This is a genomic window from Stutzerimonas stutzeri, assembly GCF_051028275.1.
Lineage (GTDB): Bacteria > Pseudomonadota > Gammaproteobacteria > Pseudomonadales > Pseudomonadaceae > Stutzerimonas > Stutzerimonas stutzeri_AS.
The window spans coordinates 1,978,653-2,002,390 of the sequence record NZ_CP069269.1; the positions used below are offsets into that span (position 1 = coordinate 1,978,653).

The following is a 23,738-nucleotide window of genomic DNA, read 5'->3' on the forward strand; positions in this document are numbered from 1 at the left end:
AAGGAAAAGTTGCGCCATTCGTCAGATGGAGGCGCTGGTTCTGACCGACGGAAACGCTGCTAAAACAAGCGAAACGGCCGGGTTTGAGCGTCGGCCTCTGCGTAATCATCAATCTCGCAGTAGTGGGCTATGCAGCAATGGGTCCTGCGACTTGCAGCCGGCAGTGGGGAGTGAAATGAGTCGTCCGTCTCATTCAGGAGCGTAGGTGGTGGTCTGGGTTGAACTTCTCTGGCGGACAGCCGATGACCTGTCAGTACCCACACACTTCGGATGTTTATCCAATGCGAATGACTCTGAGATTTAAGGTCCTGCTGCTCGCACTCGTCCCGGTCACCCTGTTCGCATTAGTGCTGAGCGGTGCAGCGGCGCAAATTCTCCACTCGCTTGCCGAGGAGGAAATTGAAACCACACGTGAACGACTGACCAACGAGGCTCGCGCTCGACTTGAGGACTACATGCGCATCGGCATCAGTAGCGTCGCGCACCTCTACGAGCCAGCCGCTCAAGGCGACTTGGCCAGTCGCGCCGAAGCGATTGCCATTCTGTCCAAGATCAAGTTTGGCAAAGACGGTTACTTCTTCGGCCACGATTCCAACGTGGTACGCCTGTTCCGAGGCCAAAGCCCGGTAGACGTTGGCGTCAACCTGAGCGACCGCCGTGACCCGAACGGTGTTTACATCAACCGTGAGTTGGTCGCAGTCGCCAAGAACAACACCTATTACGTCAACTATTCGTCCCCGCTGCCGAGCGACGAAACGGTGCTGGTTCCCAAGCTCGCCTATAGTTTTTACTTACCCAAGTGGGATATGGCAGTGGGCACCGCGGTTAATCTGGACAACATCGAAGCGGCGTTGGACGAGGAACGGCAGGAAATCGACAGCCGAGTGAACTCAATCCTCAGCAGTATCATCGTGATTGCCGGTCTCATGCTTGCAGCGCTGGGCATCGCCGGCGTGGTGATCAGCAACTCCATCGTCAAGCCGATCAAGGTCATCCGCGAACAGCTCGATGACATCGCTGCCGGTGACGGCGACCTCACTCACCGCCTGCCGGAGAACCGCAACGACGAACTAGGCCAGCTGGCCAGTTCCTTTAACCGTTTCGTCGGTAAGATTCACACCATGGTCAGCCAGGTCGCGGAAATGACTGGCCAGCTGACTGGCATGGTTGCTGAAGTGGCGGCCCAGGCACAGCGCTCCGAGAAAGCAATGGAGACCCAGCGACAGGAGACCGACCAGGTTGCCACCGCCATCAACGAGATGTCGGCTGCCGCGCAGGAAGTCGCCCACAGCGCTCAGGGTGCCGCTGAAGCTGCACAGAAAACCGACCAGGAAGGCCAGCAGGCCAAAGCGGTCGTCGATTCCAGCATCCGCCAGATTCATTCGCTGGTTGAGGAGATTCGTAGCAGCGGCACGTCGCTGGACGCTCTGCAGCAGGACGTCCATGCGATCGTCGGTGTACTCGACGTGATTCGCTCCATTGCTGAACAGACCAACCTGTTGGCGCTCAACGCTGCCATCGAAGCCGCTCGGGCCGGTGAAGCTGGACGCGGATTTGCAGTGGTTGCTGACGAGGTTCGTGCACTGGCCAGCCGTACCCAGCAGAGTACGCAGGAAATCCAGGGCATGATCGATCGCCTGCAGACCGGAGCCAAGCAGGCTGTCGCCGCCATGAGCCGCTCCAGCGAGGCGGGTGACGCCAGCAGCTCTCAAGCCAATCAGGCCGGCGCTTCACTGGATGCCATTGCCCAACTGATCGCCACGATCAACAGCATGAACGCGCAGATCGCCAGCGCTGCAGAAGAGCAAACCGCAGTAGCAGAAGAAATCAACCGCAGCGTTCATCAGATCGCCACGGCGGTTGAGAACGTCGCCGAGGAAACCCAGCAAGGCGCACAAACAGCGCGCAATCTGGCAAATGTTGGCGAGCGTCTGGGCGGTCTGGTTCGTCAGTTCCGGATCTGAAACAGCTGACCAGGCGAAATTGTTAGGTCGGTTGGAGCTTCAATCAAGACGCCGTGAGCATGTCTCGCGGCGTCTGCCGTTGTGGCGGATCGCTAGATTCGTCTAATCACGCTCAATGCGGCTATCGAAGCGGCTCGTGCAGGCGAGGCCGGTCGAGGATTTGCCGTTGTGGCCGATGAGGTGCGCTCATTGGCGCGGCGTACGCAACAGTCCACGTCCGAGATCGAACAGCTGATCGTTGCACTTCAGACCGGTACCGAAGGCGCAGTTCAAGTGATGGGCAAGAGCTGTGAGCTCGCCGATCAAACCGTCGAAGCCGCACAACTGGCGGGTGAAGCCCTCACTGCCATCAACGACGCGGTTTCGAGTATTCAGCAGATGAACCAGCAGATCGCGACAGCCTCTGAGCAGCAGAGCGCGGTTGCCGAAGAGATCAATCGGAGCGTGTCCAACATTCGTGAAGTTGCTGATCAGTCGGCTGCGGCCACTGAACAAACGTCTGCCGCCAGTTCCGATCTCGCACGGCTGGGTAGCGAACTGCAAGCCCAGGTCGGTCGGTTCCGCCTGGTCTGAAGCCAGAGGCGGCGCTTGTTGATCGATATTCAGTCCCGGTGACGGGGCGTTTGAAGCTGAGAGGGTGGGCCGTTGCGGCCCACCCCTTTTATTAGCCGAAAAAATACAGGCATCCCGAAATCACGAGGCCCGAGTACACCAGCATCAGCAGGCAATAGCCCATGATGTCGCGTGCGCCGAGGCCGACAATCCCGAGGATGGGCAACGCCCAGAACGGCTGGATCATGTTGGTCCAGGCATCTCCCCAGGCAATTGCCATGGCGGTCACTGCAGGCGCAACGCCAAGCGCCTGACCAGCGGGTAGCATGATCGGGCCTTGCACTGCCCATTGGCCGCCACCGGACGGCACGAAGACGTTGACCAGGCCGGCGCTGAGAAAGGCCAGCACCGGGAAGGAGTCAGCCGAAGACCAGGCGATGAAGGTGTCAGTGATCTGCCGGCCAAGCGACATGCCCTCGGCGTTGGCGCCCACCATCATCCCCATGATGCCGGCGTAGAAGGGAAACTGGATGACGATGCCGCTGATGCCCCCGATTCCGTCCTGTACCGCGCGCATGTAGCGTTCTGGCGAACCGTGCAATGCCAGGCCGATAAACAGGAACAGGCCGATGACGATATTCAGCGTGAGGGCGAAGCCGTTCTCGGCGAAGTAGTAACCGAAGTACACCACACCCAAGGCGACGATGATCAGGTTGAGGATGCGGCTGTCGTCCAGCCGCTGGGCCAGGGTGTTGCGCGGCAGCGCCTCATGAGTCGGGTCGAGCAGCTTCGCTGGGTCCGCAACCTTGGGGTCGTTAGGGTGCATCGCCCAGTTGAGGATGGGCAGGCCAATGACCAGTAACGCGATGATGGTCAGATTCATGGGCGTGAACAGCGTGTCGCCAACACCGATCGCCGCTGTGACGACGCCGCCGGTCATGCGTTCCAGATCCGCGCCGCCGGTGGCCAGCGACAGAGGAATCGAGCCAGACAGGCCGCCGTGCCAGATCAGAAAGCCCGAATAGGCCGCAGCGACCAGCAGCGGGTAGTCGACACCTTTCACTTCGCGAGCCAGCGCTCGGGCGAAGACCGCACCGATTACCAGACCGAACCCCCAGTTGATCCAGGAGCCGGCTAGTGCAACCAGTGTCACCATGACCACGGCGCGCCCAGGCGTACGAGCAATTCGTGCCAGCCCGGCCAGCAGGCGATGGATTGCCGGTGCGCTGGCCAGCGCATGACCGGTCACCAAGATCAAGGCCATCTGCATGGCAAAGGTGAGGAGATTCCAGAAGCCCGTGCCCCAATGCCGTGCCATCGAAGGCAGGCCCTGGCCGGTGACGAGCATGCTCGCGGCCAGCACGATGAGGCTGAGAATGATCGCAAAAACGAAAGGTGAGGGTAGGTATCGCTGGATGAGCTTGACGCTCAAGGCGGTAACTGAGCTGAGCATTGGTTGTGACCCTGTGTTGTTTTTCTTTTTTATAGGCGGCGCACGCGCATGGTGTGAGCCGCATCCTGATGGCTGCCGCAAGCGGCCATGCCAAGGCCGCAGTCGGTCCTCCCTATATGAGCTGGCCTTAGCCGTTCAGTTGCGTTCGATAGCCAGCGCAACGCCCTGACCGCCACCGATACACAGCGTGGCGAGGCCTTTCTTGGCATCGCGGCGGATCATTTCGTGTACCAGGGTGACCAGAACACGGCAGCCCGAGGCCCCGATGGGATGGCCGAGCGCGATGGCACCGCCATTGACATTGACCTTCTCGGCATCCCAGCCAAGCGCCTGACCGACCGAGAGCGCCTGGGCGGCGAAGGCCTCGTTGGCTTCGATCAGGTCCAGCTCGTCCAGCGACCAGCCTGCTTTGTCCAGACAGCGGCGGGTGGCAGAAACCGGGGCGATACCCATGATTGCCGGATCAACGCCCGCGTTGGCGTAGGCTTTGATGTGTGCCAGCACAGGCAGGCCGAGCGCCTTCGCTTTCCCCGCACTCATCAGCAGCACTGCCGCCGCGCCGTCATTAAGGCTGGACGCATTACCGGCGGTGACTGTCCCGTCTTTTTTGAAGGCCGGTTTGAGTTTGGCCAATGACTCGGCCGTGGTGCCGGCGCGTGGCTGTTCGTCGGTGTCGACACGCAGCGGATCACCCTTGCGCTGGAGGATTTCAATCGGTGTGATCTCGTCCTTGAAGCGTCCGGCCTCAATCGCGGCGACAGCCTTTTGCTGCGATGACGCGGCGAACGCGTCCTGTGCTTCACGGCTGATTCCGTACTGTTCGACCAGGTTTTCGGCGGTAATGCCCATGTGAAAATTGTTGAAGGCATCCCATAGGCCGTCGCTGATCATACTGTCGACCAGCTCGGCGTGCCCCATGCGCAGCCCGGTGCGCGCCTTGGGCAGCACGTAAGGCGCCAGGCTCATGTTTTCCTGGCCTCCTGCAATGATTACTTCGGCGTCGCCGCAGCGAATCGCCTGGGTCGCCAGATGCAGCGCCTTTAGGCCCGATCCGCAAACTTTGTTCAGCGTGAATGACGGCACTGCATGCGGCAGACCGGCCTTGATCGAGGCCTGACGCGCGGGGTTCTGCCCGGCGCCGGCAGTCAGCACCTGGCCGAGGATGACTTCGTCGACCTCAGCCGGGTTCACGCCGCTTTGCTCGATCAGGCGCTTGATGACAGCGGCGCCCAGGTCCGGCGCGGCGATGCTGGCCAAGGCGCCCTGAAAGGCCCCGATGGGGGTGCGAGTAGCGGCAACGATAACGACGTCTTGCATATCTGTGCTCCGGTTGGACTGTGGTGTGTTAAGGGCGGTGCCCGGCGGCTGCATGATCGCGAGCAAGCTCGCTGCTGCAACCGCGAGCGTTCACTCAAAACGTCATTTCCGGTACGTGGTCCGGTACCACAAGCTCGCCCGCAGTCTTGGCGACGATTTCCTCGACGCTCACGCCTGGGGCGCGTTCCTTCAGGATGAACGCGCCGTTCTCGATCTCCAGATAGGCCAGATCGGTCAGCACACGTTTGATGCAGCCGGCACCCGTCAGCGGCAGGTTACATCTGGGCAACAGCTTGGATTCGCTGTCCTTGGAGGCGTGGGTCATCAGCACGATGATATTTTCTGCGCCGGCGACCAGATCCATTGCGCCGCCCATGCCTTTGACCAGCTTGCCAGGGATCATCCACGAGGCGATGTTACCCTGGACGTCGACCTCGAAAGCGCCCAGCACGGTGAGGTCGATGTGGCCGCCGCGAATCATCGCGAAGGACTCGGCCGAGTTGAAAATGGACGCACCGACGCGTGCGGTGACCGTTTGTTTGCCGGCGTTGATCATGTCCGCATCAAGTTCGTCTTCGGTAGGGAACGCGCCCATGCCAAGCAAACCGTTTTCAGACTGCAGCATCACTTCCATGCCGTCGGGCACGTAGTTGGCGACCAGGGTCGGAATACCGATACCAAGGTTGACGTAGTAACCGTCCTGCAGCTCGCGGGCGACGCGCTGGGCCATTTGTTCACGGGAAAGTGCCATCGTCTATTCCTCTTATTCTTGTGAGCGGACGGTGCGCTTTTCGATGCGCTTTTCGAAGGTGCCGCAGATGATGCGGTCGACGTAGATGCCAGGCGTATGGATCTGGGTGGGGTCGATCTCGCCAGGCTCGACGATTTCCTCGACCTCGACGACTGTGATCTTCCCGGCCGCTGCGGCCAGCGGATTGAAGTTCTGTGCCGTGTGACGGTAGATGACGTTGCCGTAACGGTCGGCCTTCCAGCCTTTGACGATGGCAAAGTCACCGGTGATGGCATGTTCGAGGATGTGCGGGCGGCCGTTGAATTCGCGGACGTCCTTGCCTTCAGCGATAGGCGTGCCGTAGCCGGTGGCGGTATAGAACGCGGGGATGCCGGCACCGCCTGCGCGCATCTTTTCAGCCAGGGTGCCTTGGGGCGTCAGCTCAACTTCCAGTTCACCGTTGAGCAACTGCTTTTCGAACAACGCGTTCTCGCCCACGTAAGAGGCGATCATCTTGCGGATTTGCCGATCCTCCAGCAGCACCCCAAGACCGAACCCGTCTACGCCGCAGTTATTGGATACAACGGTGAGGTTGCGGGTGCCCTTGCGCTTGATCTCGGCGATCAGGTTTTCCGGAATACCGCACAGCCCGAAGCCGCCCGCCAGGACGGTCATGCCATCCTCGAGACCTTCGAGTGCTTCGGCATAGGAATTCACGCGCTTGTCGAAACCAGCCATAAACCATTCCTTCTTGTTGTTGGAGACCCGAAGGCCGTACCTCCGAGTGTCACTCCGTAGCGTCCATTTATTAAGTTGATTTTTAAGCACTATTGATTGATAAAATCAAATAAATCGGGCGGCTTGGCCGCGATCGTTACAACCGGAAGCACTGATGACCGTCAAACAACTGCGTGCCTTTCTGGCAGTTGCCCACACCCTGAACTTTGCGCAGGCATGCGAGCGTCTGCACCTGTCCCAATCAGCCCTGAGCCTGACCATCAAGGCGTTGGAGGAAGGATTGGGCGGCCGCTTGTTCAGCCGCACCACACGCGCCGTCAGCCTCACCCCGGAGGGCGAGGCGCTGCTGCCCTTGGCGCGTAGGTTGCTGGCCGACTGGGAGAACACCGAGGATGAGTTGCGTCAGCGCTTCACGCTGAAACAGGGCAGGGTGTCGCTGGCCTCGATGCCCTCGTTCGCCGGTAATCTGTTGCCAGCGGTGCTCCGCGCCTTCGCCGATCAATACCCGTCCATCAGCGTTACGGTGCACGACGTGATCAATGAACAGGTGATGGAGATGGTTCGCGACCGGCAGGTGGAGCTGGGTATCGCTTTCGAGCCGGAGCCGAGCATGCCGCTGACGTTCACGCCGCTCTATAGCGATCGCTTCGTTGCTGTGATCCCGGCAGGCTCGCCGCTAGCGGGCCTGCCTGAGATCACCTGGCATGCTTTGCTCGAACAACCTTTCATCACGCTGCAGAGGCCTTCCACCGTTCGCTTCATGCTCGAAGATCACCTCCGACAAAGGGGCGTTAGCCTTCCGGTTCAGTTCGAGAGTCACCAGTTGGCAACCGTTGGGCGGATGGTTGCCAGCGGGCTGGGCGTGAGCGCAGTTCCGGCCCTGTGCCGAGACCAGATGCTTGAACTGGGTGCTCGCTGCGTCGCGCTCAGCGATCCGGTGATCGAAAAGCCGGTCGGCATCCTGACCAAGCCGGGACACGAGCTTTCGGTGGCAGCACAGGCGATCGCTGACACGCTGCGCGCTGCGAATGCTTATCCAGATTAGATCGCCATAGACAGTACCATTGACTTCGATCAGGGAATGCGATTGCCGGTACTTAAGTACAGACTGAGCTAACCGATAAAAGCTACAAGGATTGGGTTGGCTCGACCACCTGTCCGCCAGCACCCCTGGGGTGCGTTGTTGGCTCATTCATGGATAGGTGACATATGTCTCTACGAAACTTTCGTATCGCGCCCCGGGCTGCCTTGGGGTTTGGTTTGGTCGCATTCTTTCTGCTGTGCATCGGCGTCTTTTCGCTCACGCAGATGGCGCGGATGGACAGCGCTTCAGATGACATCAGCAACAATTGGATGCCCTCTGTAACGACGCTCAAAGAGATGAACCAGTCGATTCTGCGGCAGCGCATTTTCACACTCCGGGCACTAATGCTTACCGACGCTGCATCGCTGGCCAAAACCACTGACACGATTCTGCAACTGAGGAACGAGGTGGCGCAGCAGTTCGAGGACTACAAGCGCTACGTGACGGGCGCCGAAGAGCAAGGGCTGTTCGACAGTCTCGCAAGCGCCTATGGCGTTTACCTGAACGACCAGAAACAGGTGCTCTCGCTGGTAGATCAAGGTCGGTCCGATGAGGCGCGCGATTATCTCAATGGAACGATGTCCGCTAACGCCGATGCGCTGATGAAAACTCTCATCACGCTCGGAGAGTTCAATACCAAAGGCATCAAGGCCGCAGCCGACATGTCCGCCGAGACGTACGACAGCTCTCGTATCTCGGTCATTACTTCGATTATCGTCGCCGCTCTGGTTACCGCGCTGCTTGCCTGGCTGTTGATCCGCAGCATCGTCCAGCCGCTGTCCGAAGCGGTGCGCGTTGCTGAGGTCATCGCCTCCGGAGACCTGACCCGGCCGATCGCCGTAGTGGGCAAGGACGAGCCGGCGCGGCTGCTCGATTCGATGAAAAACATGCAGGCCAACCTGCGCGACACTATCCAGCGCATATCCGATTCCTCCACCCAGCTCGCCTCTGCAGCCGAGGAACTCAATGTGGTCACTGAGGATTCCAGTCGTGGCCTGCAGCAACAGAACAGCGAAATTGAACTGGCTGCGACCGCCGTCAATCAGATGACAGCAGCCGTCGATGAGGTCGCGCGCAACGCCGTTACCACCTCAGAAGCCTCGAAACAATCGGAGCGTTCCGGTCGCGAAGGTCAGCAGCAAGTGGTTCGCACCGTCCAGTCGATTACTGATCTGGCCGAAGGCGTAACCGTAACGGCGGGGCAGGTTGGCGAACTCGCCGACAAGGTTCGTGATATCAGCAAGGTGCTCGATGTGATTCGTGCCATTGCGGAGCAGACCAACCTACTGGCCTTGAACGCCGCCATTGAGGCTGCTCGCGCAGGCGACGCGGGTCGCGGTTTCGCAGTCGTGGCCGACGAGGTCCGCGCGCTGGCTCACCGCACTCAGCAGTCGACGCAGGAAATCGAGGAGATGATTGGCGGCATCCAGCACGGCACTGATCGAGCGGTACAGGCGATGCAGCACAGCAATAGCCAGGCCCGCTCGACGTTGGTGGTCGCCCAGGCTGCCGGTGCAGCGCTTGACGAGATCGCAGCTGCCATCGCAACCATCAGCGAGCGCAACCTGCTGGTCGCCAGTGCTTCTGAGGAACAAGCGCAGGTTGCCCGTGAAGTGGATCGCAACCTGGTGAACATCCGCGACCTGTCCATGCAAACCTCCGCCGGCGCGAACCAGACGAGTGCCGCGAGCCAGGAACTGTCGCAGCTCGCCGTAGGGCTGCGCACCTTGGTCACCCGTTTCTCGATCTAAGTCCCTCCTGCCTATCTCGACGTGCTGTTGGCCACCCTGGTCACCGGCATGTCGAGTTACGCGTTTCGTCTGTTTCCTCTCTGAGCTAATCAACCGCAGGCGAGCTCGACGCCTTGGAATTTTGCCGCAGCCGGGGCAATAATCGAACACCTCTCCACGCCAGATGGTTCGCCATGACCGACGAAACCCGCCCGCGCCCGGTACGGATGGCGCCGGCGATTGTTGCTTCACCGGCCAAACGCATTGAAGCGTTTACAGGCGATCCGAATTTCATGACCTCTTTAGCGCGAGGCTTGGCTGTGATCCATGCGTTTCAGGAGCGCAAACGTCACCTGACCATCGCGCAAATCAGCCATCGCACCGAAATCCCACGCGCTGCGGTTCGCCGTTGTCTTCATACATTGATCAAGCTCGGCTATGCGACTACCGACGGACGCACCTATTCGCTTTTACCCAAGGTGCTGACGCTGGGACACGCGTATCTGTCCTCGACGCCACTGGCTGTGACCGCACAGCCCATACTCGATCAGCTCAGCGGTCAGCTGCACGAGGCCTGCTCCATGGCAACGCTGGAGGGCGAGGAAGTGCTCTACGTGGCACGCTCGGCCACGCCACAACGATTGATTTCGGTGGATCTCAGCGTAGGCAGCCGGTTACCCGCGTACTGCACGTCCACCGGGCGGATACTGCTGGCGGCGCTGGATGACGCGGCGCTGAACGACTATCTCGAACACGCCGAGCTGCAGATCAAAACCAGCCGCACCCTGCATACACCGGAAGCCATACGCGCCTCTATCGCCGAGATACGCCAGCAAGGCTGGGTGATGATCGATCAGGAGCTGGAAGTCGGCTTGCGTTCCCTGGCCGTGCCGCTGAAGGACTCCGCAGGGCTGGTGTTGGCTGCGCTCAACGTCAGTACTCATGCCAATCGCGTGAGTAAGCAGGAGCTGGAGTCGCGCTTCCTTCCGGTGCTACTCGAGGCGAGTAAAGAGCTAAGTACGCGCTTGTTTCATTGAATCGTGGGCGCCATGCAACGCTGAAAACAAAGGAAGTTGTTCGGTAATCGAACGGTGATTCGATTACCGGATTGTCCGGTCTGAGGTCGATGATTAGTGTGGATTAGCGCGAGGACACGTCCGCGCATTGGCACATCATTCCGAGACTGACCATGGCCGAGTTCCTCTCCCTTCATGAAGCAATAAATCGCTTCGTCAGCAATGGCGACACCGTCGCCCTTGAAGGCTTCACCCACCTCATTCCAACTGCGGCCGCCCATGAGCTGATCCGTCAGGACAAGAAGGACCTGACGCTGGTGCGGATGACGCCCGATCTGGTTTACGACCTGCTGATCGGCGCTGGGTGCGCGAAGAAACTGGTGTTCTCCTGGGGCGGCAATCCGGGTGTCGGCTCGCTGCACCGCTTGCGCGATGCCGTGGAAAAACAGTGGCCGCAGCCGCTGGAGATTCAGGAACACAGCCATGCTGACTTGGCCAACGCCTATGTCGCAGGCGCGTCTGGGCTGCCGTTTGCGGTATTGCGGGCGTATCTAGGCTCTGACCTGCCGAAGGTCAACCCGATGATCCGTTTCATCAAGTGTCCGTTCACCGGTGAAAAGCTTGCGGCCGTGCCTAGCGTGCGTCCGGACGTGACCGTTATCCATGCGCAGAAGGCCGACCGCAAGGGCAATGTGCTGATTCAAGGCATCCTCGGTGTGCAGAAGGAAGCGGCACTCGCGGCCAAGCGCTGCATCGTGACCGTGGAAGAGGTAGTCGATGACCTACAGGCGCCGATGAACGCCTGCGTGTTGCCCACCTGGGCGCTCACCGCTGTGTGTGTCGTGCCTGGCGGCGCGCACCCGTCTTACGCGCATGGTTACTACGAGCGCGACAATCGCTTCTATCAGCATTGGGACCCGATCGCTCGGGACCGTGACAGCTTCAGCGCCTGGGTCGATGAATTCATCCGCGGCACCGACGACTATTCGGCCTTTCAGGCCAAACTGGCCGCGCAGCAGGAGGCCGCTTCATGAACTATTCCACCCATGAAATGATGACGGTGGCTGCCTCCCGCTGGCTGAGAGACGGCAGTGTCTGCTTCGTCGGGATCGGCCTGCCCTCAAAGGCGGCGAATCTGGCGCGGCTGACCCACGCACCGGACGTGGTGCTGATCTACGAATCCGGTCCGATTGGCGCCAAGCCATCGGTTTTGCCGTTGTCCATAGGCGACGGCGAGCTGGCCGAGACTGCAGACACGGTGGTCCCCACCGCAGAGATCTTTCGTTACTGGCTGCAACGTGGCCGCATTGACGTCGGATTCCTGGGTGCCGCGCAGGTCGACAAGTTCGGCAACATCAACACCACGGTGATCGGCGACTATCACCAACCGAAAGTTCGCTTGCCAGGGGCGGGCGGGGCGCCGGAGATTGCCGGGTCGGCGAAAAAGGTGCTGATTATCCTCAAGCAATCGCACCGCACCTTTGTCGACAAGCTGGCGTTCATTACCTCGGTCGGTTTTGGCGAAGGTAATGATCATCGGCAGCGTCTGGGACTACCGGGGCAGGGCCCGGTGGGCATCATCACGGACCTGTGCATCATGGAGCCTGAGGCCGGGTCTAACGAGTTCGTGGTGACATCGCTACACCCTGGCGTGACCCGCGATCAGGTGATCGAGAACACGGGCTGGGCCATCCGTTTCGACGATCAACTGGGCGAAACCGAGGCACCGACCGAGACTGAATTGCTAGCGCTGCGCGCCTTGGAGGCACGCACCGCTACCGCCCACGGACAAGTTGGAGGTGACGAATGACACGCGACGTTTTCATCTGCGATGCGGTACGTACGCCCATAGGCCGGTTCGGCGGTTCGCTGGCCGCGGTGCGTGCGGACGACCTGGCGGCCACGCCAATCAAGGCGCTGCTGGAGCGCAACCCCGGGCTCGATCCGGCGGCAATCGAAGAAGTTTTCATGGGCAGCGCCAACCAGGCCGGCGAGGACAACCGCAACGTGGCGCGCATGGCCGCGCTGCTGGCCGGGCTACCGGAAACCGTGCCGGGCGTGACGCTCAATCGTCTTTGCGCTTCGGGAATGGATGCGGTGGGCAGCGCCTTTCGCGCGATTGCCTGCGGCGAGATGGACTTGGCCATCGCGGGCGGCGTCGAGTCCATGACCCGTGCGCCCTACGTGATGGGAAAGGCCGATACCGCCTTCGGCCGCACCCAGAAGATCGAGGACACCACCATCGGTTGGCGCTTCATCAACCCCAAGATGAAGGAGATGTACGGCGTCGATGCGATGCCGCAGACCGCCGACAACGTCGCCGAGGAACACAACATCAGCCGTGAGGACCAGGATGCGTTCGCGCTTCGCAGCCAGCAGCGCGCCGGCAAGGCACAAGCCGCTGGGTTCTTCGCCGAAGAAATCGTCCCGGTTGTGATTCAGGGTCGCAAGGGTGACACCGTCGTGGACACCGATGAGCACCCGCGGCCGGATACCACGGCCGACGCGCTTGCCAAATTAAAGCCGGTCAACGGCCCGGACAAGACGGTGACTGCGGGTAATGCGTCGGGCGTGAACGATGGTGCTGCGGCGTTGATTCTCGCCAGTGCTGAAGCCGTGCAGAAGTACGGCCTCAAGCCGCGCGCCAAGGTGCTCGGCATGGCCAGTGCCGGCGTGGCGCCACGTGTCATGGGCTACGGCCCGGTGCCGGCGGTGCGCAAGCTGTGTGAGCGGCTGAATCTTGCCGTGAGCGACTTCGACGTGATCGAGCTCAATGAAGCGTTCGCCGCACAGGCGCTAGCGGTGACCCGGGACCTGGGCCTGGAAGACGACAGCCCCAAGGTCAATCCACAGGGCGGTGCCATCGCCCTCGGTCACCCGCTGGGCATGAGCGGCGCGCGGCTGGTGCTGACGACGGTGCACGCGCTGGAAAAGAACGGCGGCAAGCTGGGCCTGGCAACCATGTGCGTGGGCGTGGGGCAGGGCTTGGCCCTGGCCATCGAGAAAGTCTGATGCATCACGCGGCTCGGGTATTCAAACACATGTTCTCAACACGTTGATGAGCGATGCCTTTGATTAGCCTGTATCCGTGCACTTCGTGGTTTGCTGTCTCAAGCCGACCCCCCGATTGACTGACGAGGTGCCGGCGCAGCTGATATCCAGTGCGCCGGGCTTTAGCTATCAATGACGGGCTATTCGGCTCCGCACGCAGACGAAACTCGAGGCAACATCCACATCGCCCTGACCACGATATCGAGGCCAGGTCGGGTAGCTGCATAGCGGGCGTGTGCGTCCGGGTACGGCTACGGTGTCGGTCACCGTCAGGCGTCTGGGCGCAATGCCCTGTTCGACCCAGTTCTCCAGCGCCGTCACCGAATCCCAGGCTGCATTGAATACGGTGCTGGCGGCGTGGGCATAGCCCGGAATCTCGTAATAGCGCATGAAATGCCGTGTTTTGCCGATGCCCATGTCACGTTGAACGCGCTCGTAGTAGTCAGCCGTGGCGCGGGTGCTGACGAGCTGGTCCGAGGTGCCATGCGCCATGAGTATCTTCCCGCCGTTAGCGGCGAATGCGGACAAATCGGTCTGATTGACATCCTGGCGCAACGACAGCGCATCGACCCGCGCTTGCCAGGGGCCGAGCTGGGTCGGGTCCAGTTCCAGTGAGTTGAAAGCGGGGTTGCGGGTCACGAAGTAGCGCACCCACTCGTCCCAGAAACCGGAATGGTAAGGCGCACCGTCGGCGAAACTGGTGCCGTGCACAGGCATCGGATAGTCCGGTTGCAAGGTATTGAGACCCAAGCGGTTAACCACCAGCTGTAACCCTTCGCCAGGACGGCCCAGATCGCTGCCCCAAGTATTGAATCCGGGGTAACCTCGCTCGCCGCTGGCCAGTGGTTGGCTGAATCTGATCGGTGTATCGAAGACTTTCAACGCATTGATCTGGGCGTCGGACAGGCAGCTGTCACCGGTGTCGGCTCCGCGATGGCAGCGCAACGGTCGTCCGTTCAGTTTGGCTTTGGCGGGATCGAAGCGGGCGTTGCACGCCGCCTGATTGCTGATGACGCGGTCCTGCGCCCCGTCGAGCGCGTCGCACGCCTGCATGGCTGCCTCCAGCAACGCCGAGCGCTTTTGCAAATTTGGATAAGCGCCCGGTGCTGCCAGAGCGCGGGTGATCCGGCCGAACTGCAGATCAAGTGCAGCGGCGTTATAGGCCGGGTAGAGGACGATCGCGCCTTGGAAATCCGTCGGCCATTGTTGAACCACCGCAAGCGCCTCGCGGCCACCCGTCGAGCCGCCTGCAAAGTAGCTGTGAGCGGGCGGGCGGCCGTAGCGCTGTTCGATTAGGTACATCGCAGCGTCACGGGTTTTCTTCAGCGCGTCATGCCCGTAGTTCGCCAGTGCTTCTTCATTCCAGGCGAAGTCGCCGGGATTGACCGGGTTGGCGACGTGGCCCGAGTCACTGGCGAACACTGCATAGCCCCGCCCGAGCGGGGTGGGCTGGTCAATGGGCCCTGCCGGAACATTACCCGTCACGTTGGGTACGATGCCGTTATAGCCCCCACCGCCATACATCATCGCTTTGCCGTTCCACTGTTCGGGCAGAACGATGCGCATCCTGATGGCTGGCGCGCTTGGGTCGATGGGAGCAATTGCCACGCTCAGATCGCAATACGGGCCGAACGTCTGCGGTGCGCTGCCGCCGGCTGGCGTCAGGGTGGCCGCTGTGACTCGCGCACCGGACGTCGGAAGCGTGATTGCGGCTGCAGGGATCTGGGCGCCGGACAGCTCGCTGCAGCTGGCAGCAATGGCCGGTTCCGAAATCGCCAACGCCACAAGAGCAGGACAAGCGAGCAGTAGTCGTGGTGGAAATACGCTGCGAATGTGCAGCGCAGGGGATGATGTTTTCATACGGGTTTCCTTGTTCTTGTTGTCATGCCCGTGTGGCTGAGGCCACAAGGTGATGCCCAAGGAACACTGGCTCAGGCCTGCTGACCTGAGCTAAAGCTGTGCCAGCGAAACCTGAGATGGCGGGGCAGCCGATAACCGGTCTTAAAGCTGCGTCCGGCTGCTCTAGCTCAGCGACGCTCGTTCCGCTTTGCGCCATCTGACGATACGAATCGAGTCCATGATCCAAGACATCATCACGTGGGATGTCGTCGCCGCTGGACACACTGTCTGGCAACGCTGACGTTTTGCGACAGAGGGTGCGAAGGATGTCGAATAAAGCCGCGTTCGAGCGTGACGGGGCGAGAGCGCGATGACGTCTCCCAGTGGATCAAGCAGGACGGCGTGATCCGTTGTTTAGTGCGGATAGATATGAAACACGACGCTGCTATATCCATAACCCGGCCTATACTTTCGTCTAGTGCATTCGATACGTGCATGTCCCGCCTACTTCGTAGAGATCCGCTCAACTAATGGAAACGCTTTACCTCATTTTCCTGCTGCTGCTCGCAGTGGGCGTAAGCCGTATCTTGGCTAATCTCGTGCCGCTGCCGTTGCCCATCCTGCAGATCATCATGGGTAGCCTATTGGCGCTTCCACCGTTCGGCATGGGAGTTGAGTTGCGGCCCGAAATTTTCATGCTGCTGTTCATTCCGCCGTTGTTGTTCTACGACGGTTGGAAGATACCCAAGCGCGAATTCACCGAGCACGGTGCGGAGATGACCGCCATGGCCCTGGTGCTCGTGCTGATCATCCTGGTGGTGGTGGGCTATTTCATTCACTGGTTACTGCCCGCCATTCCGCTTGGGGCCAGCTTCGCCCTGGCTGCGATTCTTTCGCCGACCGACGCGCTGGCGGTGATCGCTATCGCCCAGGGTCGCTTGCCGCGGCATATGTCTCACCAGCTTGAAGGTGAGGCGATGATGAATGACGCTACAGGCTTGGTCTCATTCAAGTTTGCGTTGGCTGCGGCTATCACCGGTTCTTTCTCGCTGGTCACCGTAACGGGTGAGTTCTTCGTCATCGCGCTGGGTGGCCTGGCGATTGGCGCGGGGCTGAGCTGGTCGGTGGGCAAGGCCAAACAGTGGATGACAGCGAGGGGCCTGTTCGATCCCTCGACCTATGTGGTGATGATCCTGCTGCTGCCGTTTGCCGCGTTCTTCCTGGCTGAACATGCTGGGATGTCCGGCATTCTTTCGGCGGTTGCGGCGGGGATGGTGCAGAGTCGCATCGACATGCTGCCGGTCAAGACCAGCACCCGCATCCTCAACCGCAGCATCTGGGAAATGCTTGATTTCAGCTTCAACGGCCTGGTGTTCCTGCTGCTGGGCTTGCAGTTCCCGCGGATTGTCGAGCGCGTCTGGGAGGCGGCGGGGCAGGAGAGCTACAGCATGCCAATGCTGGTGTTCAGCGCGCTGGCGATCATGGCACTTTTGTTGGTGGTGCGCTTCGTCTTTGTCTACGCCTATCACTGGAGCGAGGCGCGCGTGCGTCGCCTGCTCGGAAAGACAGTACAGCCCAAACCCCTTCGCTTGTTCTCTGCGCTAAGCGCTGTCGCTGGGGTGCGGGGTGCGATCACCCTGGCCGGTGTGCTCTCGATTCCACTGATGATCGGCGATACGCCGTTTCCGGGCCGGGACCTGATGATCTTCCTGGCAGCCGCGGTGATCATCCTGTCGTTGTTGGTGGGTGCGCTGGGCATTCCGTATTTCTTGAAACAGCTGCCCAACAACGATTTCGAAGAACACCGAGAAGAGCTGAAGAAAGCGCGACGGCTCGCCGCTCAGGCTGCGGTCAGCTGGCTCGAGGGTTGGAAGCAGGCCAACCCGGTCGAAGATGCGGACAGCGCGTTGCTGCGCAGCGAGGTGACCGCCCGGGTCACCGAGTCATACCGTCACGACATCGAGGCGTTGATGGATCATCACGGTCGGGAAAACCAGGCCCGTGAAACGATGGCCCTGGAACGAGACATTCGCCTTCAGGCCATCGGCGTGCAGCGCAAGGAAATGTACCGGATGAGAAAGCGGCACGAGATCGACGAGCAGATGCTGCAGACCCTGCTGCGCGAACTCGACTATGAGGAGGCCGCGCTGGGGGCTGGCGAGACCGCTTAACGGCCGACCAGATCCTGTTGTTGCTCGGGTTCAAGCACGGCGATCGTATGGTCGCTGTGCTTGAAGGACACCAGTTGGGTCAGCCAGGCCTGCAGCACAGGTGAATGCGCTTTCTGGTTGCGCATCGCAATCGACAGGATCTCGCGGGCAATCGTAACCACCGCGCTCTTGCTGCCGAGAAAATGCCAGTTGAACCAACCGTCCCCATAGGTCACCGGGGTCCTTTGGCCAGGCGCCAGCGGAATGTAGACCTTGACCGACAGGTCGAAGAGCACTTCGGGTTTGGAGATGATCAGCAACTTCACGTCTGTAACCTTGCTCAACCAGTAGCGGTGATCGAAACGGCCGCCGGTCAGCGCCGCGGATTCGCTCAGGGCTTCGTTGATCAACGCTCGGTTATCGATGAGTTGCACGATAGGGGCTTCCGTTTGCAGGGTTAGAACACGCATTTCGAGCTGCTGCGTCATGCAACAGGACGAAACCGGCGAGATAGGTGCCGCGCTCGGCTGTCCGCTTTAAACTGGCACGCTTCGCTTGGCTTGCCGGGTTATCGGTTGGTCGAGGGTTTTGTTTAGCCTCAAATGCACGAAAAGTTTCTCCGGCAGGCGGTCGTCGATCGCCGGGGGCCCTGTCTAACACGAGGCACCTAGGCAAAACGGACGGTTGTTCAGCCAAGCAAAGCAGCAGCACGGAAAACGGCTCGGAACGTCGAGGCGCCTTGCATCAGATGCCTGAACAGAAGGGCACAGGCGGGACGCCGTTTGGATGAGAATTTTCGCCACATGAACAACTGATCGTCTTATCGAGGCTATTACATGGATCGCTTATCAAGCCTGTTGACCCATTTCGGTATGCACGCTGGCCTGTATCACAGCGGGGATCTATGCGGGGTCGCAGCGTTCGAAACGGCTGATCAGGTGGGCTACATTCACGTCTTGCATCAAGGCAGCATGACCTTGCGGTTAGCGGACAACAGCGAGGTGAGGCTGACCGAGCCGACTGTGATGGTGTTTCCCCGTCCGTATCGTCACCGGATGTTGGCCAGCGAGTCGGACGGTGCGCGGCTGGTATGCGCCACGCTGCGTTTCGATGGAGGTGCGAACAACCCGCTCGCAGCGGCCTTGCCCGATGTGCTGTTGCTGCCGGTCGCCAAAACGCCGATTCTCGACGGCGCGCTGGCCTGGCTTTTCGAAGAAGCATTTGCCAGCTACTGCGGGCGTGAAGCGGTCATGGGACGTTTATTCGAGCTGCTCATGGTACAGATGCTGCGCCATCTGATGTCCAGTCAGACCATGAGCTCCGGGATGATGGCTGGGCTCGCCGACATGCGCCTGGCTCGCGCGCTAACGCTGATGCACGCCGAACCAGAGCGCCCATGGTCAGTGGCTGAACTGGCGGCCGAATCGAACATGTCGCGTGCCAGCTTCGCGGCCAGCTTCCGTGCCGTGGTCGGTCAGACGCCTGCCGACTACCTCACCAGCTGGCGGATCAGCCTTGCGCAAAAGCGTCTGCGCGAAGGAAGGCCGATTGCGCTGATCGCCGATGAAGTAGGTTACGACAGTCCATCGGCGCTGGCCCGCGCGTTCCGCCGCAAGACTGGATCAAGTCCGCGAGAATGGCAGGCCGCGGCAAATGCATAGGCCCGCATCGTCACTTGGCAAATAGCTGGCTCATGTCCTTGAACGCCTTGAATTCCAGAGCGTTGCCGCAGGGGTCGAAGAGAAACATCGTCGCCTGTTCGCCCACTTGTCCCTGAAATCGCACGTAGGGCTCAATCACGAACCGGGTGCCGCGGGCGCGCAGGCGGTCGGCCAGGGCTTCCCATTCGGGCCAGCTAAGCACGATGCCAAAATGCGGGACAGGGACGTCGTGGCCGTCCACCGCATTGGTGTGTGCGGCCTCTTGAGTAGCGGTGCGAGGATGTTCGTGGATCACCAGCTGGTGACCATAGAAGTCGAAGTCGACCCAGTGCTCGGACGAGCGACCTTCGGCGAGGCCAAAAACCTCACCGTAGAAGCGGCGCGCGGCTGGCAGGTCGTATACAGGTATCGCAAGGTGGAACGGGGAGAGGCTCATCAGGGCTTCCTTCTGTTATGTGCGCGTACGACATCTTGCCCGTTTGGCGTGGCAGCCTAAAGCGCATATCTTCTGAGTCGAGCCTCGAAAATTTCGATCAATCGAAGACCTTATGATTCGTGAACTGAAAACCTTTCTCGCGATTGCCCGGTGTGGCAGTTTCGCTGCAGCAGGCCAGCGTGTCGGGCTGACGCAGTCTGCAGTCAGCGCGCAAATGAGTAACCTTGAAAAGGCGCTGGGCCTTCGCCTATTCGATCGAACCGGTCGCTCCGCTCACCTTAATGCGGCCGGCCTGCGGGCTATTCCTCTGGCCGAGCAGATTCTCGAAACCTTCAATCTGATGGGCCAGCCCGACTCGCTCAGCGACTACCAAGGTGAGCTGCGCATCGGCGCCATTGGCACGGTGCAAACCGGATTGTTGCCTCGGGTACTGCTCCGTCTGCTGGAGCAAGCGCCTGGTGTTGCGCCCAAGCTGGTACCGGGCGTGTCTTTGAATCTGCTCGCGCAGATCGATGCTGGTGAGATCGATCTGGCCGTGATGATTCGGCCGCCGTTCGCGCTGCCCAAGGAACTTCACGCCGAACTGATCAAGCGCGAGCCGTTCGTGCTCATCGCACCGTTGGACGTACCTGGGAACGATCCGCTGCAGCTGCTGGTCGAGCAGCCGTTTGTGCGGTATGACCGCAGCTCGTTTGGCGGCCGGCAGGTGAGTCAGTTCCTCCGTAAACACCATCTGGACGTCCGTCCCGGTCTTGAGCTCGACGAACTGGATGCCATCGTCAAGATGGTCGCCTGTGGTTTGGGCGTGGCTTTGGTGCCGGAGGCCGGGTTGTGGCTCGAACGGGCGCCGACCGTCCGGGTTCTGCGGCTGGGCGAGGCAACCTTCTACCGGGAACTGGTCCTGATCGCACGGCACAGTGCTCGGAGACTGCCGGTGCAGCAGCTGTTTCGCTGTTGCGTATTGGAGGTGATGGAACACGAGGTGTCCTCATCTGGCGAGTTGCGCATGGGAATAGACGCTATTACGCGGAAAACCTGAGCCGAACGTCGGGAATGGGTCGGTTTTGAGCGGGCCCGAACTACCCATGCGCTAGCCTGATTACTAGACAAAGGCAGACAATCGCTGCGCGTCCGGCCGTCACGAAGAACAGCGACCTGCTATAGAGGTCAAAGCCCTAAGGCACTTACCACAGGTTGGATTACCGCATGACTCAGCCAGATCTCCGCTCGCGTCTTGCGTTCACGCTGCAGTCAGCCGGACTACTGGAGTGGTATGTCGAACTGGACGAGTCGCTGAACGATACGCGGGCGACGGTCGAAGCCGTCACCCATGCGCTGGACGCCTGTTCGCTGGGCAGTACCTCGCTCACCGAGTTTCTCGAGCACATTCATCCTGAGGATCGCGACTCGGTCGCCGAGCATGTGGCGATTGCGCTCTCGACGGGCGATGAGGTGCGCTTCGAATGCCGCGTCCTGGTAGGCGAAAGCGGCGTGCAATTGGTCAGCGTAACGGGGCGCTCCACGGCCCACCCAGAGCTCCGGGCGTTGCACTTCGTCAGCCAGGACGTTACCGATTGTCGCCGCTCCGAAGCCATTGCACAGGGGCAAATGCGATCGCTTGAACTGGCTGTGTCCGGAGCACCGCTCAATGAAGTACTGGTTGAACTCTCCCGATCCGCACAGAACCAATCTGCTGGCATGATTCGCGCCGCAGTCATGCGGCTGGACGAAGATGGCAAGCTGCGCTTTGTCGAAGCATCGAGCCTCCCTCCGGATTTCGTCGCCGCGCTCGATGGCATAGACGCAGGCTCGGATGTAACCACCTGCAGTGTGGCCGTACATACTGGCGAGCCCAGCATTACGGTCGATATCAGTACCGATCCGTCCTGGCAGCAGCTGCGAGACAAGGCGCTCGAACATGGTCTGCGTTCGTGCTGGTCTACGCCCATCCGTTCGCTGGACGGTGAGGTGATGGGTACGATCGCCTGTTACAGCAGCACCTGCGCAGCGCCGTCATCGCAGGAGCAGGAGGGCATCACTCTGCTGGCCAACACCGCTGCGCTGGTGGTACAGCGCGAGCGCGCCAACCGGGCGCGTGCCAGCGCGCAGCGAGAAATGGCTGCCAATGAGCGCCGCTTCAGGGGGCTGGTCAAGGCGACGAACAGCTTGGTCTGGTCAGCTTCTCCAGAGGTCGACCTGGTCGAGCCGCAGCAGGATTGGGCTGAGTTCACAGGGCAGACCTTTGAACAGTCGCAAGGTAAAGGCTGGCTGGAAGCCGTACATCCGGAAGACCGTCCTGAGCTTGAGGTCGTCGTCGAGGAAATGCGTTCGGTCTATACCAACAAGCGCGCGGAGTACCGCATCCGCCGGGCTGACGGTCAGTATCGGCATATGTTCGGCCATGCAGTGCCGATCTTCGACGACCAGGGGAAGATGAGAGAATGGTCCGGCGGACTGACCGACATCACCGACCGCAAGCAGGTAGAGCATCGGCTTCATCACATGGCGACCCATGATTCGCTGACGGGTCTGCCCAACCGCACCTATCTCAACGAGCACCTGCGGGCGCTGGTCAACTTCATACCCGAAGGCCAGCAGCTAATGATCATGCTGATCGATCTTGATCGTTTCAAGGAAGTGAACGACTCGATGGGTCACGGCTACGGGGACGTGTTGCTGGTTCAGATTGCTCATCGCCTGCGCGAGGCGCTGCCGTCCGGCGATCTGGTGGCGCGTCTGGGTGGGGACGAATTTGTCGTGGTGGCACATCTGCCTGACGGTATTCGTTCGGCGGAACTGCTCGCCAACGATCTATTGAACGCAATTCAGCTGCCTTGTGATGTGCTCGGCACCCGCTATTACCCGTCCGCATCGATGGGCATGTGCCTGTATCCCGACCCCGACACGAGCATTGACGAACTGCTTCAGCACGCTGATATCGCTATGTATCGAGCCAAGGACGCAGGCGGCACCGGAATGCAGATCTTCTCGGCGGAAATGAGCATCGAGACCAAGAACCGAATGGCCCTTGAACTCGACCTGCGCGAAGCACTGGAGCGAAACGAGTTCGTTCTGCACTATCAGCCACGCATCTGTCTCGACAACGACACAGCTTGCGGCGTCGAGGCACTGATCCGCTGGAACCACCCGAGCAAGGGGCTGGTTTCGCCGAGCGTCTTCATACCGATTGCCGAAGCGACCGGGCTCATCTTCAAGATCGGCAACTGGGTCTTGCGCCAGGCATGCAAGGATATCCAGCAGCTAACCGAACGCACCGGGGCCGAGTTGATGCTGTCGGTGAACGTGTCGCCCGTTCAGCTCAAGTCTCCGACGCTGTGCAGCGACGTCAGCCAGGCACTGCAGGCGGCCGGGATGGATACCCACTGTCTCGAACTGGAGCTGACCGAATCCGGGCTGATCGAGGACACCGACACGTCGCATGAGCTTCTGAAGAACCTGGGAGCCATCGGCGTGCGGCTTGCAATAGACGATTTCGGCACCGGATATGCTGGCATCGCCTACTTGCGGCAATACCCGATCAACGTCGTCAAGCTTGATCGAACCTTCCTTTGTCCAACAGCCAAGATCGACGGCTGTCTTGACTTCATCAAGGCGGTGACCGAGATGTGCCATTCACTTGGCATGCGCGTCGTCGCTGAAGGAGTAGAAGACGCCGATATGCTGCGGCAGCTCATGCGCTCGGCCTGCGATGAGGCGCAGGGCTACCTGTTCGCGAAGCCCATGCCCCTCGCCAAGCTCGGTGACTACATCCTTGACCGGCGGGCGAGTTGATTAGTCGCACCTGTCCGGATGTCGGGGCGGAAAGAGGCCGTGTCGTCTGCTTCGCTATATATCCTTCAACCGCAACATGACCGAACGGCGACGTATCGAACCTTCTGTGACTCGAGATCGTTCTGTACCATCAGGCCCAACGTTCAACATTACGATTTGGTTGGTCCATGCGCGGCGGCCAAGTCGTCTCTCCGCGATCGCCAATTTTTGGTTTGTTCCAGCCCG

18 protein-coding genes and 1 pseudogene are annotated in these 23,738 nt (G+C 60.5%); 12 read left to right on the forward strand and 7 right to left on the reverse strand.

Annotated elements, in window-relative coordinates; translation table 11 throughout:
* The first annotated feature begins 281 nt into the window (after positions 1–281).
* Together JQR87_RS09170 and JQR87_RS09175 are read left to right on the forward strand one after the other, a co-directional pair.
* A complete protein-coding gene (locus JQR87_RS09170; RefSeq protein WP_407290745.1) occupies positions 282–1,964 on the forward strand; it encodes a methyl-accepting chemotaxis protein in 1,683 nt (560 codons plus the stop codon).
* 102 nt (positions 1,965–2,066) lie between these two features.
* Positions 2,067–2,537: pseudogene (locus JQR87_RS09175) on the forward strand (methyl-accepting chemotaxis protein); the annotation flags it as partial.
* A gap of 91 nt (positions 2,538–2,628) precedes the next feature.
* On the opposite strand, the gene JQR87_RS09180 reads toward JQR87_RS09175, so the two are convergent.
* The 4 genes from JQR87_RS09180 to JQR87_RS09195 all read right to left on the reverse strand — a co-directional run bounded on the left by JQR87_RS09180 (position 2,629) and on the right by JQR87_RS09195 (position 6,754).
* Positions 2,629–3,969, reverse strand: coding sequence for a short-chain fatty acid transporter (locus JQR87_RS09180; RefSeq protein ID WP_407290744.1), 1,341 nt, complete (start codon positions 3,967–3,969; stop codon positions 2,629–2,631).
* A 135-nt stretch (positions 3,970–4,104) separates the two neighbouring features.
* Positions 4,105–5,286, reverse strand: a complete 1,182-nt coding sequence (locus JQR87_RS09185; RefSeq protein WP_407290743.1) for an acetyl-CoA C-acetyltransferase — start codon at positions 5,284–5,286, stop codon at positions 4,105–4,107.
* Positions 5,287–5,380: 94 nt separating this feature from the next.
* Positions 5,381–6,037, reverse strand: coding sequence for a CoA transferase subunit B (locus JQR87_RS09190; protein WP_407290742.1), 657 nt, complete (start codon positions 6,035–6,037; stop codon positions 5,381–5,383).
* A gap of 12 nt (positions 6,038–6,049) precedes the next feature.
* On the reverse strand, positions 6,050–6,754 hold the full coding sequence (locus JQR87_RS09195) for a CoA transferase subunit A (protein ID WP_407290741.1): 705 nt from the start codon (positions 6,752–6,754) through the stop codon (positions 6,050–6,052).
* Between the two features lie 154 nt (positions 6,755–6,908).
* On the opposite strand from JQR87_RS09195, the gene JQR87_RS09200 reads away from it, so the two are divergent.
* From JQR87_RS09200 to pcaF, 6 genes are all read left to right on the forward strand, one after another.
* Positions 6,909–7,799: a LysR family transcriptional regulator gene (locus tag JQR87_RS09200; protein WP_407290740.1), complete on the forward strand. Its 891-nt coding sequence runs from the start codon at positions 6,909–6,911 to the stop codon at positions 7,797–7,799.
* 164 nt (positions 7,800–7,963) lie between these two features.
* Positions 7,964–9,589, forward strand: coding sequence for a methyl-accepting chemotaxis protein (locus tag JQR87_RS09205; RefSeq protein ID WP_407290739.1), 1,626 nt, complete (start codon positions 7,964–7,966; stop codon positions 9,587–9,589).
* A gap of 173 nt (positions 9,590–9,762) precedes the next feature.
* On the forward strand, positions 9,763–10,605 hold the full coding sequence (locus tag JQR87_RS09210; RefSeq protein WP_407290738.1) for an IclR family transcriptional regulator domain-containing protein: 843 nt from the start codon (positions 9,763–9,765) through the stop codon (positions 10,603–10,605).
* 152 nt (positions 10,606–10,757) lie between these two features.
* Positions 10,758–11,618, forward strand: coding sequence for a CoA transferase subunit A (locus JQR87_RS09215; protein WP_407290737.1), 861 nt, complete (start codon positions 10,758–10,760; stop codon positions 11,616–11,618).
* On the forward strand, positions 11,615–12,394 hold the full coding sequence (locus JQR87_RS09220) for a CoA-transferase subunit beta (protein WP_407290736.1): 780 nt from the start codon (positions 11,615–11,617) through the stop codon (positions 12,392–12,394). Before JQR87_RS09215 ends, JQR87_RS09220 begins: the two co-directional genes overlap by 4 nt.
* Positions 12,391–13,596, forward strand: coding sequence for a 3-oxoadipyl-CoA thiolase (pcaF, locus tag JQR87_RS09225; RefSeq protein ID WP_407290735.1), 1,206 nt, complete (start codon positions 12,391–12,393; stop codon positions 13,594–13,596). Before JQR87_RS09220 ends, pcaF begins: the two co-directional genes overlap by 4 nt.
* Before the next feature lie 168 nt (positions 13,597–13,764).
* Here pcaF and JQR87_RS09230 read toward each other — a convergent pair whose 3' ends face one another.
* Entirely contained in the window at positions 13,765–15,495 is a 1,731-nt protein-coding gene (locus JQR87_RS09230; RefSeq protein WP_407290734.1) for a tannase/feruloyl esterase family alpha/beta hydrolase, read from the reverse strand.
* 509 nt (positions 15,496–16,004) lie between these two features.
* Here JQR87_RS09230 and JQR87_RS09235 point away from each other — a divergent pair.
* Positions 16,005–17,645 (forward strand): Na+/H+ antiporter, encoded by a 1,641-nt coding sequence (locus tag JQR87_RS09235; RefSeq protein ID WP_407290733.1) that lies wholly within the window; start codon positions 16,005–16,007, stop codon positions 17,643–17,645.
* Here JQR87_RS09235 and JQR87_RS09240 read toward each other — a convergent pair.
* Positions 17,642–18,094: a hypothetical protein gene (locus JQR87_RS09240; protein WP_407290732.1), complete on the reverse strand. Its 453-nt coding sequence runs from the start codon at positions 18,092–18,094 to the stop codon at positions 17,642–17,644. The two genes, JQR87_RS09235 and JQR87_RS09240, sit on opposite strands and share 4 nt — an antisense overlap.
* Positions 18,095–18,460: 366 nt before the next feature.
* Between JQR87_RS09240 and JQR87_RS09245 the strand changes: the two genes are divergently transcribed.
* On the forward strand, positions 18,461–19,285 hold the full coding sequence (locus JQR87_RS09245; RefSeq protein ID WP_407290731.1) for an AraC family transcriptional regulator: 825 nt from the start codon (positions 18,461–18,463) through the stop codon (positions 19,283–19,285).
* Positions 19,286–19,295: 10 nt separating this feature from the next.
* Here JQR87_RS09245 and JQR87_RS09250 read toward each other — a convergent pair whose 3' ends face one another.
* Positions 19,296–19,721: a VOC family protein gene (locus JQR87_RS09250; protein ID WP_407290730.1), complete on the reverse strand. Its 426-nt coding sequence runs from the start codon at positions 19,719–19,721 to the stop codon at positions 19,296–19,298.
* A gap of 112 nt (positions 19,722–19,833) precedes the next feature.
* On the opposite strand from JQR87_RS09250, the gene JQR87_RS09255 reads away from it, so the two are divergent.
* Positions 19,834–20,760, forward strand: coding sequence for a LysR family transcriptional regulator (locus tag JQR87_RS09255; protein ID WP_407290729.1), 927 nt, complete (start codon positions 19,834–19,836; stop codon positions 20,758–20,760).
* A 167-nt stretch (positions 20,761–20,927) separates the two neighbouring features.
* Positions 20,928–23,513, forward strand: coding sequence for a sensor domain-containing phosphodiesterase (locus JQR87_RS09260; RefSeq protein ID WP_407290728.1), 2,586 nt, complete (start codon positions 20,928–20,930; stop codon positions 23,511–23,513).
* Positions 23,514–23,738 lie beyond the last annotated feature (225 nt).